Source organism: Urbifossiella limnaea (assembly GCF_007747215.1).
GTDB classification, from domain to species: Bacteria; Planctomycetota; Planctomycetia; order Gemmatales; family Gemmataceae; genus Urbifossiella; species Urbifossiella limnaea.
The window spans coordinates 4,723,442-4,740,609 of the sequence record NZ_CP036273.1 but is presented as its reverse complement, the minus strand read 5'-3'; the positions used below and the strand labels follow the sequence as shown (position 1 = coordinate 4,740,609).

Sequence of the window (17,168 nt, the reverse complement as noted above, 5' to 3'; positions counted from 1 at the left end):
GGCAATCTGCGATCGATACTCCCTGTCCCCGAGTCCTCCGACCTCAGCCCACGGGCAACGATGGCCGACGCGGTTCTCGTCATCAACGCCGGTTCGTCCAGCCTGAAGTTCGCGGCGTTCCCGGCCGCGGGCGGTGACGCCCTCATGCGCGGAACGGTGGACCGACTCCCCGCCGACGGTCACGACCAGGCACTGACCGTGGCGCTGGACCGCTGCAAAACCGACCTCCGCGACCACCGCCTGATTGGCGTCGGCCACCGGGTGGTTCACGGCGGTGTCAAGCATTCGTCACCGGCCCGGATCGACGCCGCGGTGTTAGCCGAACTCGACGGCCTGACCCCGCTCGCCCCGCTCCACCAGCCGCACGGCCTCGCCGCCGTCCGGGCGGTGACCCGGCTCGCCCCGGACTTGCCGCAGGTCGCGTGCTTCGACACGGCGTTCCACCGCGCGCAGCCGGAGGTCGCACAGCGATTCGGGTTGCCGAGGCGGTTCCACGACGCGGGTGTCCGGCGGTACGGGTTCCACGGCCTGTCGTACGAATACGTCGCGTCCGTCCTGCCCGGCGTCGATCCGGGTGCAGCCGCCGGCAGAACGATCGTGGCTCACCTCGGCAACGGCGCCAGTCTGTGTGCGCTACTCGGCGGGCGAAGCGTGGCTACGACGATGGGGTTCACCCCCACCGACGGTTTGTTGATGGGCACCCGCTGCGGGGCCATCGACCCCGGCGTACCGATTTACCTGATGAACCACTACGGCATGCGTGTGGACCACGTCGGGCACCTGTTCGACTTCGAGTCGGGACTTCTGGGCGTGTCCGGTCTCTCGGCCGACATGCGTGAGCTGCTGGCGAGCGCCGACCCGCACGCGGCCGAGGCGGTGGAGTTGTTCGTGTACCGCATCGGGCGTGAGATCGGGTCACTGGCCGCGGCCATCGGCGGGCTAGACGCGCTGGTCTTCACCGGCGGCATCGGCGAGAACTCGGCCGTCGTTCGCGACCGCGTGTGCGCTGCGGCCGCGTGGCTCGGTCCGGTGAGGACGCACGTGATCCCGACCGACGAGGAGCGAATGATCGCCGACCACACCCGCCGGCTCCTCGTCCGGCCAGGAGCAACACCATGACTCCCGCCTCGCCCCAGGATGGTCTCATCCCGCTGTCCGACGAGCGGGCCGCTCTGAACGTGATCGGCAAGGCCGTCCTCGGCTTGTGGGACACGGTGAACACGCTCACCCGCCTGCGGCCGACGCGGCGGGAGCGGTACCGGGTGACGATCTTCGGGTCGGCCCGGGTCGCCGCCGACCACTGGGTGTACGGCGCCATCCGCGACCTGGCCGCCGAGTTGACGCGGCTCGGGTGCGACATCGTGACCGGCGGCGGTCCCGGGCTGATGCAGGCGGCCAACGAGGGCGTCAAGCTCTCCGACCCGGACGGCACGCACCAGAAGTCCGTCGGCATTCGCGTCGAGCTGCCGTTCGAGCAGAACGTGAATGCGTTCGTGACCGACTCCTACGAGCACAAGACGTTCTTCACGCGGCTGCACCACTTCGTGCTGGTGTCGGACGCGTTCGTGGTGACACCCGGCGGCATCGGCACGGCGCTGGAAGCGCTGATGGTGTGGCAGCTGCTCCAGGTGCGGCACCTGCGCGACACTCCGCTCATCCTCGCGGGCCACTTCTGGGACGGGCTGCTGGCGTGGGCGAAGGACGCGATGCTGCGGCCCGACATCCCGCTGGTGAGCCCGGGCGACCTGGACATCCCGGTGGTGCTGACCGACGGCCCGGCAATTGTTGCCGCAATCCGTGACCACCACGCCCGCTGGCTGGCCCGGCAGGGCGCCCCGGCGTAGCCCCGACGACACCCGAGACGCAGCACCACACGAGGAACGGCGATGGGGAAGGCGAAGCCGGCGGCCGCGCCCTCGGCGAAAGGTCCCTTGGAAATCCTCCAGGAGTACGGGTGCGGGTCGGTCCCGTTCTCCGGTGCGAACGACGCCCTGTACGAGCGGCGGCTCGTGTTCGACCACGTCATCGAGCCGGCCACGGCGACGCCGCGCGAGCAGTTCGAGGCGCTGTCCGCGGCCGTCCGCGACGTACTCGCCCAGCGCTGGGTCGAGACCTCGCGCCGCCACGACACGGCGAACCCGAAGCAGGTCTACTACCTGTCGATGGAGTTCCTGATCGGCCGGTCGCTGGCGAACAACGTCGCCAACCTGCTGCTGTCGCCGCTCGGCGCGTGGTTCGAAAAGTCGAAGGGGGTGAGCCTGGCACGGCTGATCGAGGAGGAGCCGGACGCCGGCCTCGGCAACGGCGGCCTCGGTCGCCTCGCCGCGTGCTGCATCGACTCCCTCGCCACCCTCGACGTGCCCGCCGTCGGCTACGGCCTGCGGTACGACTTCGGCATCTTCCGCCAGGAGCTCCGCGACGGGAATCAGGTCGAGCAACCGGACCCGTGGCTGACGGAACCGGACCCGTGGGAGGTCGCCCGCCCCGGCGAGCAGGTCACGGTCCCCGTCGGATGTACGTTCGAGGTCCGCCACGGCGACGTCCGCGTCAAACACGCCCAGCCGATGAACATACTCGGCGTCCCCTACGACCGGCCGGTCGTGGGGTACGGCGGGCGGACGATCAACACCCTCCGGCTGTGGCGCGCCGCGTCCCCGAACGTCTTCGACTTCGGCGAGTTCAGCGGCGGCGACTTCTTCGGCGCGGTCGGCGACCGGGTGCTGGCCGAGTCCGTCACGCGCGTCCTGTACCCCGACGACTCGACCGCCCGCGGCCGCTCGCTGCGGTTCCTCCAGGAGTACTTCCTCGTCCGCTGCTCGCTCGACGACATCGTGAAGCGCTTCCGCCGCCGTGGCAACGACTGGGCGGCTCTGCCCGACAAGGTGGCGATCCAGCTGAACGACACCCACCCCGCGATGGCCGTCCCGGAGTTGTTGCGCATCCTGCTCGACGAGGCGGGCCTCGGCTGGGATCAGGCTTGGGACCTCACCGTCCGCACGCTGGCGTACACGAACCACACCCTGTTGCCGGAAGCGCTGGAGAAGTGGCCGGTCGAGCTGTTCGAAGCGCTCCTGCCGCGGCACCTGGAACTGGTCTACGAGATCAACCGCCGCTTCCTCGGCGACGTGGCCGCGAAGCACCCCGGCGACGAGGGCCGGCTGGCGCGGGTGAGCCTCATCGAAGAGGGCGGGGCGCGGAAGGTGCGGATGGCGAACCTGGCCATCGTCGGCACCCACAGCACCAACGGCGTCGCCGCGATCCACTCGGAGTTGCTCCGGACGGCGACCGTACCCGATTTCGCAGAAGTGTTCCCCGAGCGGTTCAACAACAAGACCAACGGCGTCACCCCGCGGCGCTGGCTGTTGCTCGCCAACCCCGACCTCGCCGCGTTGCTGACGGACGCCGTCGGCCCCGAGTGGGTGACAAACCTGGCGCACCTGCGGAAGGCTGACGGGTTGGCCGACGACCCCGCGTTTCGCGCGAAGTTCCTTGTCGCCAAGCGGGCGGCGAAACTGCGCTTCGTGGATTGGCTGAAGGCGACCGCGGGGATCGCCGTCGACCCCGACACGCTGTTCGACGTGCAGATCAAACGCATCCACGAGTACAAGCGGCAGTTGCTGAACGCGATTCAGGTCGTCGTCTGGTACAACCGGCTGCGCGCGAACCCGTCACTCGCGGTGCCGCCCCGGACGGTGCTGTTCGCCGGCAAGGCGGCTCCGGCGTACCACCTGGCGAAGGTCATCATCAAGCTCGTGGCCGCCATCGGGAAGGTGGTCAACGCCGACCCCGCCACCAGGGGTAAGTTGCGGGTCGAGTTCCTGCCGAACTACTCCTGCACCCTCGCCGAGCACCTGATCCCCGCGGCCGACCTGTCGGAGCAGATCTCGACCGCAGGGTACGAAGCAAGCGGCACGAGCAACATGAAGTTCATGATGAACGGGGCGCTGACGGTGGGTACCCGGGACGGCGCGAACATCGAGATCGCCGAGGAGGCGGGGCAGGAGAACGTGTTCATGTTCGGCCTGACCGCCGACCAGGTGCTCGGCGGCCGCGGCTGGTACAACCCGCAATGGCACTACGAAAATGAGCCCGAGACGCGGGCTGCGCTGAACCTGATCTTCGACAACCACTTCTGCCCGGACGAGCCGGGGGCGTTCGAGGCGATCCGCGAGACGCTGCTGGGGAAGGGCGACTACTACATGCACCTCGCCGACCTGACGGAGTACGTGGAGACGCAGCGGGGCGTGATGGCGCTGTACGCCGACCGCGACGCCTGGGCGAAGAAGGCGGTCCACAACGTGGCCCGGTCGGGGAAGTTCTCGAGCGACCGGACGATCTTCGAGTACTGCCGCGACGTGTGGAGGGCCGGCCCGTGCCGGCCGGCGTAACGAGAGCCGCTGTGACGTGGGAGCAGCGCTACCGGCTACGGCTGACCGTCCGCACCTCGCTGGTGCCGTGGGCCGTCACCGCCCTCGCCGCGGCGCTGGTCGCGAACCCGGCCGTCCGCGCGCTCGACGCGGCCACCGGGTGGCGGGTGTTCGGCTTCACCACCGACGGGGCGCGGGCCGTGCTCGGGGCGCTCGCCGGGTCGATGCTCACGTTCCTCGTGTTCGTGCTGTCGTCGGTGCTCATCGTGGTGCAGCTCGCCGCCGGCCAGCTCACCCCGCGGGTGATCGCCCTCGTGTTCGCCATGCGGCTCGTCAAGGTAACGCTCGCCGCGTTCACGTTCACGCTCGTGTACACACTGGCGGCTCTGTCCCGCGTCGAGACGGCGGTGCCGGACCTGCACGTCGGCGTGGCCGTGGTGCTGAACCTGCTGTGCATCGTGCTGTTCTTCGTGTTCGTGCAAGAGCTGTCGGGGGCGCTCCGGCCGAGCACCATGATGCAGCTGGTCGCCGACCGCGGGCGCGCGGTGATCGATGAGGTGTACCCGACCGCCTACGACCCGGCCCGCCCCGAGGGGCCGACCCGGGCGACGCTGCCGGCCGGCCCCGTACGGGTTGTCGAGTACGCCGGCCGGTCCGGGTCGGTGCTGGCGTTCGACGCCGCCGGCCTGTCTCGTGCCGCGCGAGATGCCGACTCGGTCGTTGAACTGGTGCCGCAGGTGGGGGACTTCGTCGCCCCCGGCGACCCGCTAGTACGGGTGGTCGGGGGGAAGCCGGCAGACGAGGCCGCGGTGCGGGGGTGCGTCGCGGTCGGGCCCGAGCGGACGCTGGAGCAGGACCCGCGGTTCGCGTTTCGCATCCTGGTGGACGTGGCGGCCCGCGCGCTGTCGCCCGCCGTCAACGACCCGACGACGGCGGTGATGGCGCTGGACCAGATCGCCAGCCTGCTCCTGCTCGTCGGCCGCCGGCGGCTCGACGAGGGTCTCGTCCGCGACGCCGCCGGAGCGGTGCGGGTGGTGTACGGCACCCCGGACTGGCCGGACTTCGTGACTCTGGCGGTGAGCGAGGTGCGGCACTACGGCGGCGGCAGCATCCAGGTGGACCGCCGGCTTCGGGCGCTGCTCGATCACCTGATCGGCGAACTGCCCGCGGCCCGGCACGCGCCGCTGCGGGAGGAACTGGTGCTGCTCGGCCGGGCGGTCGAGCGCGGCTTCCAGGACGACACCGACCGGCGGCGCGCGGCCGTCGGCGACCAGCAGGGCGTCGGCGGGTCGGAGGGCTGACCGTGGGCGAGGCTCTAGACACCGTCGCGCGGCTGGCCGTCTTGGTGTTCGTGGTCGCCAGCATGGCCGGGGCCGGGCTCGGGCTCACGACCGCCGCCGTGGTCGCCCCGCTGCGGCGCGGCCGGCTCGTGGCGGGGTCGCTGGTGGCGAACTTCGTGATCGCCCCGGCTGTCGCATACGGGCTGACGCGGGTCGTGCCGCTGGTCGAGGCGCACGCGGCCGGGTTGATTCTCCTCGGCGGGGCGGCCGGCGCGCCGTTTCTGCCGCGGCTCGCCGCCGCGGCGCGGGGGGACGCGGCGTTCGCGGTCGGGCTGATGCTGCTGCTGATGGTGGGGAGTGTGGCGTTCCTACCGCTCGCGCTGCCACTGATGATCCCGGGCGTGGAGGCCGACCCGTGGCCGCTCCTCCGGCCGCTGTTGCTCACCATGCTCCTGCCGATCGCGGCCGGGATGGCGGTGCGGCGGTGGACGCCGGCGAAGGCGGCGCTCGTGCGGCCGGTCGTCGAGCGGGTCGCCACGGTGTTCATGGTCTCCGCCGTGCTGCTGCTCGCCGGGCTGAACGCCGGGCCGATGCTCGGCACCTTCGGCAGCGGCGCGACGTTGACCGCGATGGCGTTCGTGGCGGGGGCGGCGCTCGCAGGGTACGCCCTCGGTGGGCCGGCCCGCGAGACGCGTGCCGTCCTCGGCGTGGGGACCGGGCAGCGGAACGTGGCCGCGGCGCTGGTGATCGCCACCCAGAACTTCACCGACCCGGGGGTCGTGGTGATGCTCCTCGTCGCGACGTTCGCCGGTCTGGCCGTGCTGCTCCCCGCCGCGCGGGTGTGGGCACGTCCGGCGGCGGAGGTGGGCCAATGACCCGCGTCCTGGTCAGCGACTTCGACGGAACGATGACGCGCCACGACTTCTACAAGCTGGCGCTGGCGGACCTGTTGCCGCCGGACGTGCCCGACCAGTGGGCCGCGTACCGGGCCGGCGAGATCACCCACTTCGAGGCGCTGCGGCGGTACTTCGCCGCCATCCGCGCCCCGGAGGCCGAGGTGCTGGCGGTCGTGGACCGGATGGAACTCGACCCGGGGTTGAAGGCCGCCGTCACGACGCTGGCCGAAGCCGGGTGGGTGGTCGTGGTCACCTCGGCCGGGTGCGGGTGGTACATTGGCCGGTTGCTGGCCGCGGCAGAGGTCTCCGTGGAGGTTCATGCCAACCCCGGGCGGTTCGAGGCCGGCGCGGGGGTGCTGATGGAGAAGCCGGTCGGCTCGCCGTACTACTGCGAGAACCTCGGCGTGGACAAGGCCCGCGTCGTGCGCGACCACCTGGCCGCGGGGCGGACCGTCGCCTTCGCCGGCGACGGCTTCCCGGACTCTGAGGCGGCGCGGCTGGTACCCGACGGGCTTCGCTTCGCCCGCGCCGACCTGGCCGACGTTCTGACCCGCGAGGGGCTGCCGTTCCACCCGTTCGAGGTGTGGTCTGACATCGCCCGCGTCCTCGTCCCGCGGGGGGGCTGACATGCAGCGGCCGACGCAGATCGCCATCCCGACGCTCGTCCGTGTGAAGGACGGGGCGCTCGATCGCCTCGGCCTGTACCTGTCGCGCGGCGGGCACAAGCGGGTGGCGGTGCTGGTGAGCAAGGGGCTGTCGGCGCCGCTGCCGGATCGCGCGGCCGCGGCGCTGGCCGGGCACGGCGTCGAGGCGGCGGCGTGGGTCGAGGTGGCGGACAACGACGTGGAGTCGGCGGCGCGACTGTTCGCCGACCTGCCGAAGGCGTCGGCCGTGGTCGGGGTCGGCGGCGGAAAGGCGCTCGACGTTGCCAAGTACGTCGGGTTCCTCGGCCGGCTGCCGTACTACGCGGTGCCCACGTCGCTGTCGAACGACGGGTTCTGTAGCCCGCAGTCCAGCCTGACGGTGCGGGGCAAGCGGCGGTCGCTGCCGGCCGCGCTGCCGTTCGGCGTGGTCGTGGACACGGCCGTGTGCCGCGACGCCCCGCGGCTGCTCACCCTCTCCGGGGTCGGCGACTTGGTGGCGAAGTTCACCGCCATCGCCGACTGGAAGCTGGCGTTCCACGCCGTCGGCGAGCCGGTGGACGACTTCGCCGCGCTGATGTCCGACGGCTCGGTCCACGCCGTCCTCAGCCACCCGGCGCTCGACGCGGAGGGGGTGCGGCTGCTGGCGACGGCGCTGCTGATGAACGGCGTGGCGATGGAGGTGTGCGGGTCGTCGCGGCCGGCGAGCGGCAGCGAACACCTGATCTCGCACGCCCTCGACGCGAGTTCGGCGCGGCCGCGGCTGCACGGCTTGCAGGTCGGCGTGGCGACGTACCTGATGGCGCTGGTGCAGGGGACCCACGCCGACCAGATCGCCGCGCTGTTCGACGCCACCGGGTTCTGGGACGCGATCGCCGCCGACCCGTTCTCGCGGGCCGAGTGGCTGGCCGCGGTCCGCGCCGGTCCGGCGGTGAAGGCGAATTTCTACACCGTGCTGTCCGCCCGGGACGTGCTCCCGGAGGTGGACCGGCACCTGACGGACGACGCCCGGCTTGCCCGGTGCTTCCGCTAACCGCGACCGAGGACCGCACATGATTCGCCCCGACATCATCGACCTGCTCCGCGTCAAGCCGGGGAAGAAGTTCCGGCTGAAGGACTGCAACCCCGGCTGGAAGCAGACAGACGAGTTCGAGGAGTTGGGCAAGGACGCGCTGAAGGAGAAGGCGAAGGCGATTCTCGACGCGAACCTGGCCGACCTCGCTCAGGCGCAGGACCTCCTGTACGCGGACGACCGCCACGCCGTCCTGGTCGTCTTCCAGGCGATGGACGCGGCGGGAAAGGACGGCACCATCAAGCACGTCATGAGCGGCGTCAACCCGCAGGGCTGCCAGGTGTACAGCTTCAAGAAGCCGTCGGCCGAGGAGCTCGATCACACGTTTCTGTGGCGCTACCAGCGCTGCCTCCCGGAGCGCGGCCGGATCGGCATCTTCAACCGCTCTTACTACGAGGACGTGCTGGTGGTGAAGGTCCATCCCGAGCTGATCGGCCGGCAGCTGCCGCGGAAGAAGGAGACGTTCGGGAAGGCGTTCTGGAAGAAGCGGTACGAGGACATCAACGCCTTCGAGCGGCACCTCGTGCGCAACGGCACGGTGGTGCTGAAGTTCTTCCTGAACGTGTCGAAGGACGAGCAGAAGCGGCGGTTCCTGGAGCGGCTCGACCGGCCGGAAAAGAACTGGAAGTTCTCCCCGTCCGACCTCGCCGAGCGCGGCTACTGGGACGACTACATGGCCGCCTACGAGGACGCCATCGGGGCGACGAGCACGCCGGAAGCGCCGTGGCACGTCGTCCCCGCGGACCACAAGTGGGTGACGCGCGCCGTGGTCGCCGACGTGGTGACGACCGCGATCCGCGGGCTGGACCTGCGCGTCCCGGAGTTGACCGACGACGAGCGCAAGCGGCTCGACGCGGCGCGCGCCGCTCTGAACGCCGAGGAGTGACCCCCGCCGCGAACGTGGCCGCACGCACCGAACGGATTCGCCCTAACCGAGGAGACGCACCATGATCCCGACCCCCACGCGGCGCCGTGTCGCCATCACGGCCGTCGCCGCGCTCGGCCTCGCGGCCGTGGTCGCCGGCGGCCGACACGAAGCGGCCGGCCAGCCGCCCGTCACGGCCGCCGCGGCCGCGCAGCCCGCCGCCGTGTCCGCGGCACAACCCGCAGCGGATCGGCCGGCGGACCAGGGCGGCGTCAAGGCCGCCGTGGCCTCGCTCGCCGCGAGTTTCGGCAAGGGCGACGCCAAGGCCGTGGCCGCCCTGTTCACCGCCGAGGGCGAGTACGCCGACGACGACGGCACCACCGTTCGCGGCCGCGCGGCACTGGAGAAGGACTACGCCGAGTTCTTCACCAAGAACCCCGGCGCCACCGTGGAGGTGGAGATCGACGCCGTGCGGTTCCCGTCCCGCGACACGGCCGTCGTCGACGCACACTTCAAGGTCCGCCGCGCGAAGGGGGAACTGGTCGTCAGCCGCGGCAGCATCCTGTACGCCCGCGAGGACGGCAAATGGCTCGTCGCCATCCTCCGCGAGTGGGGCGGCGACGGCCTCTCGCTCCGCGACCTCGAGTTCCTCATCGGCACCTGGGAGACGAAGCAGCCCGGCACGACCGTCACCACGCGCTACGAGTGGACGGCGAACAAGTCGTTCATCCGCTGCCATTTCTCGGTCGCGCACGACGGCAAGTCCGTCGGCGGCGTTCAGATGATCGGCCGCGACCCGGGCACCAACACGCTGCGCGTGTGGACGTTCGAGGACAACGGCGGCGTCGGCGACATCGAGGTGACGCGCGACGGGAAGAAGTGGGTGTTCGCCGCCCGCGGCACGACCGCCGACGGCCATGTGCTGACGGCCACGAACCTCCTCACGCCGATCGACGCCGACTCGTTCCTGTGGCACCCGGTACAGCGGGCGCTCGACGGCGAGGCGCTTCCGGACCTGGTGCCGGTGAAGGTCACCCGCGTGAAGGCGAAGCAGTGACCACCCCCACCACACCTGTAGGACGAACCATGCGACGGACATCACTGGCATTCGGGGTGGCGGCCGCAGTTCTGCTCGCGGCGTCGGACGAGTCCTCGGCCCAGCGGGGCGGCCGCGGGGGCGGGGGCGGCGGGGCCCGCGGCGGGGCAGTCGGCGGCGGCGGCGGCGCACGCGTTGGGGGCGGCGCAGTGGCCGGCACGTACAGCGGCGCCGGGGCCGGCACGCGCTCCGGTGGCACGGTCGTCGGCCCCGCCGGCGGCACCCGCAGCGCGGGGACCGGCAGCGGGTCGTACACGACTCAGCGGGGGGGGACGATCGACTACGCCGGGGCCGCTCGCGGCGGAACGACGCCCGGCGGGGTGAGCGCCGGCCGGGGCGTTGGGGCGGCTCAAGTGACCACGGCCGGCGGCCGGGAGGTGAACAAGGTCGGCACCGCGGGAGGCATCGCCGGACCCGGCGGGAACGCGGTCGGGGGCCGGACCGGGGTGACCACCGGGAGCGGCCCCGGCGGGTCGTTCGGCTCGGCGTATCACGGCGGAGTCGCAATCGGCCCGCAAGGCGCGGCAGCGGCCGGCGGCCGGGTCGGCACGGCGACCGGGCCGGGCGGCACTGTCGCCGGCGGCACCCGCGGTGCGGCGGCCGTCGGCCCGTACGGGGCCGCCGCGGGCCGCACAACCGTCGCACGCGGTACAGGCGGCACGTATTACGCCTCCCGCACAAACCTCGCCGGTACAGGCGGTGTGGTGCGGTCGAACTTCGGCTACTATTCTGCCTTCACCCCCAACTGGTACGCCCGCTACCCCGGAGCGTGGGTCGCCGCCGGATGGACGGCCGCGCGCATCTGGTCGGCCCCGGCGTGGGGGGCGGTGTCGTCGTACTGCAGCTACCCGGCCGAGCCCATCTACTACGACTACGGCGAGACCGTCGTGTACACCGGCGACCAGGTCGTCTTCAACGGCGAACAAGAGTACCCGGCCGCGGACTACTACCAGGGCGCGGCCCAGTTCGCGCAGGCCGGCCGCGACGCCAAGGTCGAGCCGAACGCCGACGACTTCCAGCCGCTCGGGGTGTTCGCCATGGTCGGCGAGGGGGAGACGAAGTCCACGAACCTGTTCCAGCTCGCGGTCAGCAAGGCCGGGGTGATCCGCGGCAACTACTACAACGCGCTCACCGACAAGACCGACCCGGTGTACGGGTCGGTGGACCAGAAGACGCAGCGGGCCGCGTGGACCGTCGGCGACACCAAGTCGCCGGTCTACGAGGCCGGCATTGCCAACCTGACCCGCGACGAGACGACGATGCTCGTCCACTACGCCGCGGACAACTCCAAGCAGTTCACGCTCGTCCGCATCGAGCAGCCGCCCGGCGAGGCGCCGGCGGCCGACAAGAAGTAACCCCCCGCGGCCGGCGCCCCGGCGCCGGCCGCCCCCGACCACTCACCGTGAGGCTCACCATGACTCCCCGCAACGCCTATCGCCCCACCGTTACCTGGCTCGAAGACCGGGTGGTCCCGGCCATCAACGTCCTTTACGACTTCCGGTTCGACGCCACCGGGTTCTTCACCAACAACCCCGACCGCATCGCCACCATCCAGGCGGCCGCGGCCGACCTCGGGGCCCGGTTCACCGACACCCTGAACGCCATTCCGTTCCCGACCGCCCCGGGCGACACGTGGACCGCCCGGTTCGACGACCCGAGCGCACTCGACCAGGAGGAGGTCACCAACCTGATCGTCCCGGCGAACACGATCGTGGTGTTCGTCGGGGCCCGCGACCTCCTCGGCGAGCTGACCGAGGAGTCGAGCGAGCGGGTGGCGACCGGCTCCCCGATCTGGTACGATCAGGTGTTTGGCCGCGGGCAGGCGAACAGCTACGGCGCCGGGGCAACCGACCACAGCCCGTGGGGCGGGTCGATCACCTACGACCTGATCGCGAACTGGCACTTCGGCATCGACCCCCCCGGCGGGTCGACCGAGTACGACCTCTACATGGCCACCCAGAAGGCGCTGTTCCACATCCTCGGGTTCGGCGAGAGCGAGGCGTGGAGCCGCATTGCCTCGGGCGGCCAGTTCTTCGGCCCCCAGGCGGTCGCCGTGAACGGCGGCGCCCCGGTCCCGCTGGTGACCGGCGACGACGGCGAGCCCAACTACGTGTGGGCTGAGGACACCCTCTCCCAGGGCCAGCGGACGTTGATGGACGCGAACCTGGAGGACGGGGAGCGGATCGCCCCGACCACCCTGGACCTGGCCGCGATGACGGACATCGGGTGGAAGCTCCAGAGCACCAGCCCGCCGCCGCCGGCCGCCCCGCCGCCGCCGATCGCCGCCCCGGCCCCGATCGCCCCGGGTACGGCGCTGCTCGCCGTCGGGAGCGGGGCCGGCGGGCCGACGCAGTTCACCGTCAACGCCGCCGCCTCGTTCACCCAACTCGCCGCGTTCAACCCGTACCCGAGCTACGCCGGCGGGGCGGGGTTCACCGGCGGGGTCCGGGTGGCGACCGCCGACGTCAACCTGGACGGCGTCGAGGACATCATCGTCGGCCCCGGGCCGGGCACGGCGGCCGAGATCAAGGTCTACAGCGGGGCCAACTTCCCCACCAGCCCGGACACGTCGCTTATCGCCAGCGGGTACGCGTTCGAGACCTCGTTCCTCGGCGGCGTGTTCGTCTCGGTCGGCGACGTCAACAAGGACGGGGTCCCGGACCTGGTCGTGACCCCGGACGAGGGGGGCGGGCCGCGGGTGCGGATCGTCAGCGGGAAGGACCGGACGATCATCGCCGACTTCCTCGGGATCGACGACGCCAGCTTCCGCGGCGGCGCCCGCACCGCGGTCGGCGACCTGAACAACGACGGGAACGTGGACCTGGTGGTGGCGGCCGGGTTCGGCGGCGGCCCGCGGGTGGCGGTCTTCGACGGCAAGTCGCTCCGCCCGGGGGGCACTCCGACCAAGCTCATCAACGACTTCTTCCTGTTCGAGCAGGAACTCCGCAACGGCGCGTACGTGGCCGTCGGGGACGTGGACGGGGACGGGTACGGCGACCTGATCGGCGGCGGCGGCCCGGGCGGCGGCCCGCGGGTGTACGGGCTGTCCGGGTTCGGCCTGACCCAGCAGAACGGCGCCCAGACGGTGATCTGCAACTTCTTCGCCGGCGACACCAACAACCGCGGCGGGGTGCCGGTGGCGGTCAAGAACATCGACGGCGACCAGCGGGCGGACATCGTGGCCGGGGCCGGGGCCGGGGGGCAGGCGGTGGTGACCACCTACCTCGGGACCACCATCACCCCGTCCGGCACGCCGGCGCCCTACCACCGCTTCCTGGTGTTCGACTCGAGCTTCCTTGGGGGCGCGTACGTCGGGTGACCCCGGCACGCCGGTATCAGGACGAACGACTCCGGGGACGGCTCGGAGGTACACAGGAGGGGCGAAGATGCTCACGGAACGGACGCACGCGGTGGCGGTGTACGCGGACCGCGCGGGCGGGCAGTGGGTCGTACGCGACGGGGCCGGCGAGTTCTGGCTCCTGCCGCACACCGACAACCCCTGGCGGGACCGCCGGCCGTTCGAGCCTGCGGACGACTCGGACCTGGAGCCCGTCCCCGGGCACTACCGGGGCCTACTCGGCCTACCCTACTGACCCGGAGAGCGACATGAGTCACACGACCGACGCCCCCCCCCACGGGCACCCGCCGCACGCCGAGGAGCTGCACCGACTCGGCTCGAACTGGGGCTGGATCGTCGCTCTCGGCGCCGTCGTCACAGCGGCGGGCATCGGTGCCGTCGCCTTCAGCCTCCTGGCGACGCTCACCACCGTGATCGTCATCGGAGCCTTGCTCCTTGCCGCCGGCACCGTCCAGATCATTGGCGCGTTCGTCGCCCGGACGTGGCAGGGGTTCTTCGTCTCGGCGCTGGTCGGCGTGTTGCACATCCTCGTCGGCGGCATCATGGTCGAGCACCCGCTGCGGGCCGCGGCCGTGCTGACGCTGGTGATTGCCGTCATGCTCCTGGTCGGCGGCGCGGCCCGGGTGCTGTTCGCGGCAACGCACCGCTACCACGGCCGCGGCTGGACCGTCGTCAGTGGGCTCGTCAGCATCGCCCTGGGGGTGATGATTTGGCGCGACTGGCCGGAGGCGAGCCTGTGGGTGATCGGCACGTTCGCCGGCATCGACCTGGCCTTCGCCGGCTGGTCGTGGGTCATGCTCGGGCTGGCCGTGAAGGCCGCCACCACGTCCCCGAAACCTTAACCTCCTGGGACTTCGCCTGCCATGACCGCCGAACACGCCCGGCTCGACGAGGCCCGCGACAAGGACACCCCGTGGCGCCGCTGGGGGCCGTACCTCAGCGAGCGCCAGTGGGGGACGGTGCGCGAGGACTACAGCGACGGCGGCGACGCCTGGGCGTACTTCTCCCACGATCACGCGCGCAGCCGCGCCTACCGCTGGGGCGAGGACGGCCTCGCCGGCGTATCCGACGACCGCCAGCGCTTGTGCTTCGCGCTGGCCCTGTGGAACGGGAAGGACCCGATCCTGAAGGAACGGCTGTTCGGCCTCACGAACAGCGAGGGGAACCACGGCGAGGACGTGAAGGAGTACTACTTCTACCTCGACAGCACGCCGACGCACTCGTACATGAAGTACCTCTACAAGTACCCCCAGGCCGCGTTCCCGTACGCGAACTTGGTCGATACCAGCAAGGCCCGCTCCCGGACCGAGTACGAGTACGAACTCCTCGACACCGGCGTGTTCGCCGAGGACCGCTACTTCGACGTGTTCGTCGAGTACGCCAAGGCGGCGCCGGACGACCTGCTCGTCCGCATCACCGTCCACAACCGCGCCCCCGAGGCGGCCGGGCTGCACGTCCTCCCGACCCTGTGGTTCCGCAACGAGTGGTCGTGGCACACCGGGCCGGAACGGCCGGCCCTTCAGCGGGTGCCCGGCCCGGCGGCCCGGCCGGCCGTGCGCGCCACCCACCCGAAGCTCGGGGAGCGGTTCCTGTCCATCGACGGCGACGTGCCGCTGCTGTTCACCGAGAACGAGACCAACACCGAGCGCGTGTTCGGCGTCCCGAACCTCACCCCGTTCGTCAAGGACGGCATCAACGACCACGTCGTCCACGGCCGGGCCGGCACGGTGAACCCCGCGGGCGTGGGGACGAAGGTGGCCGCCCACTATCAGCTGACCGTGCCCCCGGGCGAAAGCCGCGTCGTGCGACTGCGGCTGACCGACGCGCCCCCGGCCGCGCCGTTCGGGGCCGCGTTCGACGCCGTGTTCGCTGCACGCGCCAAAGAGGCGGACGAGTTCTACGCGACGATCATCCCCGCGGCCGTGGGGCCGGACGGGGCGAACGTGATGCGGCAGGCGCTGGCCGGGATGCTGTGGAGCAAGCAGTTCTACCACTACGACGTGGACCAGTGGCTGGAGGAGCGGGGGAGCGACCCGTTCAAGCCGTCGCGCAAGCAGTCGCCGCGGAACGACCACTGGCACCACATGTACAACGGCGACGTCATCTCGATGCCGGACAAGTGGGAGTACCCGTGGTACGCGGCGTGGGACCTGGCGTTCCACGTCCTCGCCCTCACCCTCGTGGACCCCGACTTCGGCAAGCAGCAGTTGTCGCTCATGCTCCGCGAGCGGTACATGCACCCGAACGGGCAGATCCCGGCCTACGAGTGGAACTTCGGCGACGTGAACCCGCCGGTCCACGCCTGGTCCACGATCTTCACTTACCTGCTGGACAAGGGCCGCACCGGCGAGGGCGACCGCGAGTGGCTTAAGGCGAGCTTCCAGAAGCTGCTGCTGAACTTCACCTGGTGGGTGAACCGCAAGGACCGGTCCGGGAAGAACGTGTTCGAGGGCGGGTTCCTGGGGCTGGACAACATCGGCGTGTTCGACCGCAGCTCGCCGCTGCCGACCGGCGGCTACCTGGAGCAGGCCGACGGCACCGCGTGGATGGCGCTGTTCTGCCAGAACATGCTCCAGATCGCGGCCGAGCTGGCGATGACCGACGCCGACTACGCCGACATGGCGCTCAAGTTCTTCCAGCACTTCCTGTGGATCGCGTCGTCCATGACGCACGTCGGCGGCGACACCGGGATGTGGGACGAGGAAGACGGCTTCTTCTACGACGTACTCCGCCACCCGGACGGCCGGGCCGAGCGGCTCAAGGTGCGGTCGATGGTCGGGCTGCTGCCGCTGTGCGCGGCCACCGTATTCGACGGGAAGCTACTCGCCTCGTACCCCGAGATCGCCGAGCGGGTGGGGCGGTTCCTGGACCAGCGGCCGGAACTGTGCGCGGCCATCCACGACCCGCGGGCTGTCGGCCCAACTGGCCGGCGGCTCACGTCCGTCCTCGACGAGGCGAAGCTCCGCCGGGTGCTGGAGCGGATGCTGGACGAGGACGAGTTCCTCGGCCCGTACGGCATCCGGTCGCTGTCGAAGGAGCACGAGGCGCACCCGTTCGTGATGCACGCCGGGGGGCGCGAGTACCGCGTCGGGTACCTTCCGGCCGAGTCGGACACCGGGATGTTCGGCGGGAACTCGAACTGGCGCGGGCCGGTGTGGATGCCGGTAAACGTCCTCATCATTCGGGCGCTGCTCCAGTACTACTCCTACTACGGCGACGCCTTCACGGTCGAGTGCCCGACCGGCTCGGGCCGGCGGATGACGCTGTACCAGGTGTCCGAGGAGATCGGCCGGCGGCTGGCGGCGACGTTCCTCCGCGGCGCGGACGGGAAGCGGCCGGTGTACGGCGGGGCGGAGGCGTTCCAGGCCGACCCGCACTGGCGCGACCTGATCCTCTTCTACGAGTACTTCCACGGCGACAACGGGGCCGGGCTCGGGGCCAGCCACCAGACCGGCTGGACCGGGGTGGTCGCCCGGGTGATGCACCTGTTTGCGACCGCCGACGCCGAGCAACTCCGCGGCGCGGGGAAGATGAGCTACTTCCAGGCCGCCGCCCGCACCGGCCCCCCGGCCGCCGCCGGGGCCAGATGAGGC

Annotated in this window: 14 protein-coding genes; all 14 read left to right on the top strand. The window is 71.3% G+C overall.

Annotation, left to right across the window (positions count from 1 at the left end):
* The first annotated feature begins 60 nt into the window (after window positions 1-60).
* Window positions 61-1,119 carry an acetate/propionate family kinase gene (locus ETAA1_RS19420; RefSeq protein ID WP_145241363.1) on the top strand — a complete coding sequence of 353 codons (1,059 nt, stop codon included), beginning with the start codon at window positions 61-63 and terminating at the stop codon, window positions 1,117-1,119.
* Window positions 1,116-1,844 (top strand): LOG family protein, encoded by a 729-nt coding sequence (locus tag ETAA1_RS19415; RefSeq protein WP_145241361.1) that lies wholly within the window; start codon window positions 1,116-1,118, stop codon window positions 1,842-1,844. Before ETAA1_RS19420 ends, ETAA1_RS19415 begins: the two co-directional genes overlap by 4 nt.
* A gap of 42 nt (window positions 1,845-1,886) precedes the next feature.
* Window positions 1,887-4,388 carry a glycogen/starch/alpha-glucan phosphorylase gene (locus tag ETAA1_RS19410; protein ID WP_145241358.1) on the top strand — a complete coding sequence of 834 codons (2,502 nt, stop codon included), beginning with the start codon at window positions 1,887-1,889 and terminating at the stop codon, window positions 4,386-4,388.
* 11 nt (window positions 4,389-4,399) lie between these two features.
* Window positions 4,400-5,668: a DUF2254 domain-containing protein gene (locus tag ETAA1_RS19405; protein ID WP_202920262.1), complete on the top strand. Its 1,269-nt coding sequence runs from the start codon at window positions 4,400-4,402 to the stop codon at window positions 5,666-5,668.
* Between the two features lie 2 nt (window positions 5,669-5,670).
* Window positions 5,671-6,522 carry a bile acid:sodium symporter family protein gene (locus tag ETAA1_RS19400; RefSeq protein ID WP_145241355.1) on the top strand — a complete coding sequence of 284 codons (852 nt, stop codon included), beginning with the start codon at window positions 5,671-5,673 and terminating at the stop codon, window positions 6,520-6,522.
* On the top strand, window positions 6,519-7,169 hold the full coding sequence (locus ETAA1_RS19395; RefSeq protein ID WP_145241353.1) for an HAD-IB family phosphatase: 651 nt from the start codon (window positions 6,519-6,521) through the stop codon (window positions 7,167-7,169). The genes ETAA1_RS19400 and ETAA1_RS19395 overlap by 4 nt, the downstream gene beginning before the upstream one ends.
* A gap of 1 nt (window position 7,170) precedes the next feature.
* Entirely contained in the window at window positions 7,171-8,217 is a 1,047-nt protein-coding gene (locus ETAA1_RS19390; RefSeq protein ID WP_145241351.1) for an iron-containing alcohol dehydrogenase family protein, read from the top strand.
* Between the two features lie 19 nt (window positions 8,218-8,236).
* Window positions 8,237-9,142 carry a polyphosphate kinase 2 family protein gene (locus ETAA1_RS19385; RefSeq protein ID WP_145241349.1) on the top strand — a complete coding sequence of 302 codons (906 nt, stop codon included), beginning with the start codon at window positions 8,237-8,239 and terminating at the stop codon, window positions 9,140-9,142.
* 61 nt (window positions 9,143-9,203) lie between these two features.
* A complete protein-coding gene (locus tag ETAA1_RS19380; RefSeq protein WP_145241347.1) occupies window positions 9,204-10,178 on the top strand; it encodes a YybH family protein in 975 nt (324 codons plus the stop codon).
* Between the two features lie 188 nt (window positions 10,179-10,366).
* Complete coding sequence (locus ETAA1_RS19375) at window positions 10,367-11,572, top strand: hypothetical protein (RefSeq protein WP_145241345.1); 1,206 nt, start codon at window positions 10,367-10,369, stop codon at window positions 11,570-11,572.
* 59 nt (window positions 11,573-11,631) lie between these two features.
* The gene (locus tag ETAA1_RS19370; RefSeq protein WP_145241344.1) at window positions 11,632-13,536 is read left to right on the top strand and encodes an FG-GAP repeat domain-containing protein; all 1,905 of its coding nucleotides are present in this window, start codon (window positions 11,632-11,634) and stop codon (window positions 13,534-13,536) included.
* A gap of 67 nt (window positions 13,537-13,603) precedes the next feature.
* Window positions 13,604-13,810, top strand: coding sequence for a hypothetical protein (locus tag ETAA1_RS19365; RefSeq protein WP_145241342.1), 207 nt, complete (start codon window positions 13,604-13,606; stop codon window positions 13,808-13,810).
* 13 nt (window positions 13,811-13,823) lie between these two features.
* Complete coding sequence (locus ETAA1_RS19360) at window positions 13,824-14,417, top strand: HdeD family acid-resistance protein (RefSeq protein ID WP_145241340.1); 594 nt, start codon at window positions 13,824-13,826, stop codon at window positions 14,415-14,417.
* Between the two features lie 21 nt (window positions 14,418-14,438).
* Complete coding sequence (locus ETAA1_RS32990) at window positions 14,439-17,165, top strand: MGH1-like glycoside hydrolase domain-containing protein (RefSeq protein ID WP_145241338.1); 2,727 nt, start codon at window positions 14,439-14,441, stop codon at window positions 17,163-17,165.
* Window positions 17,166-17,168 lie beyond the last annotated feature (3 nt).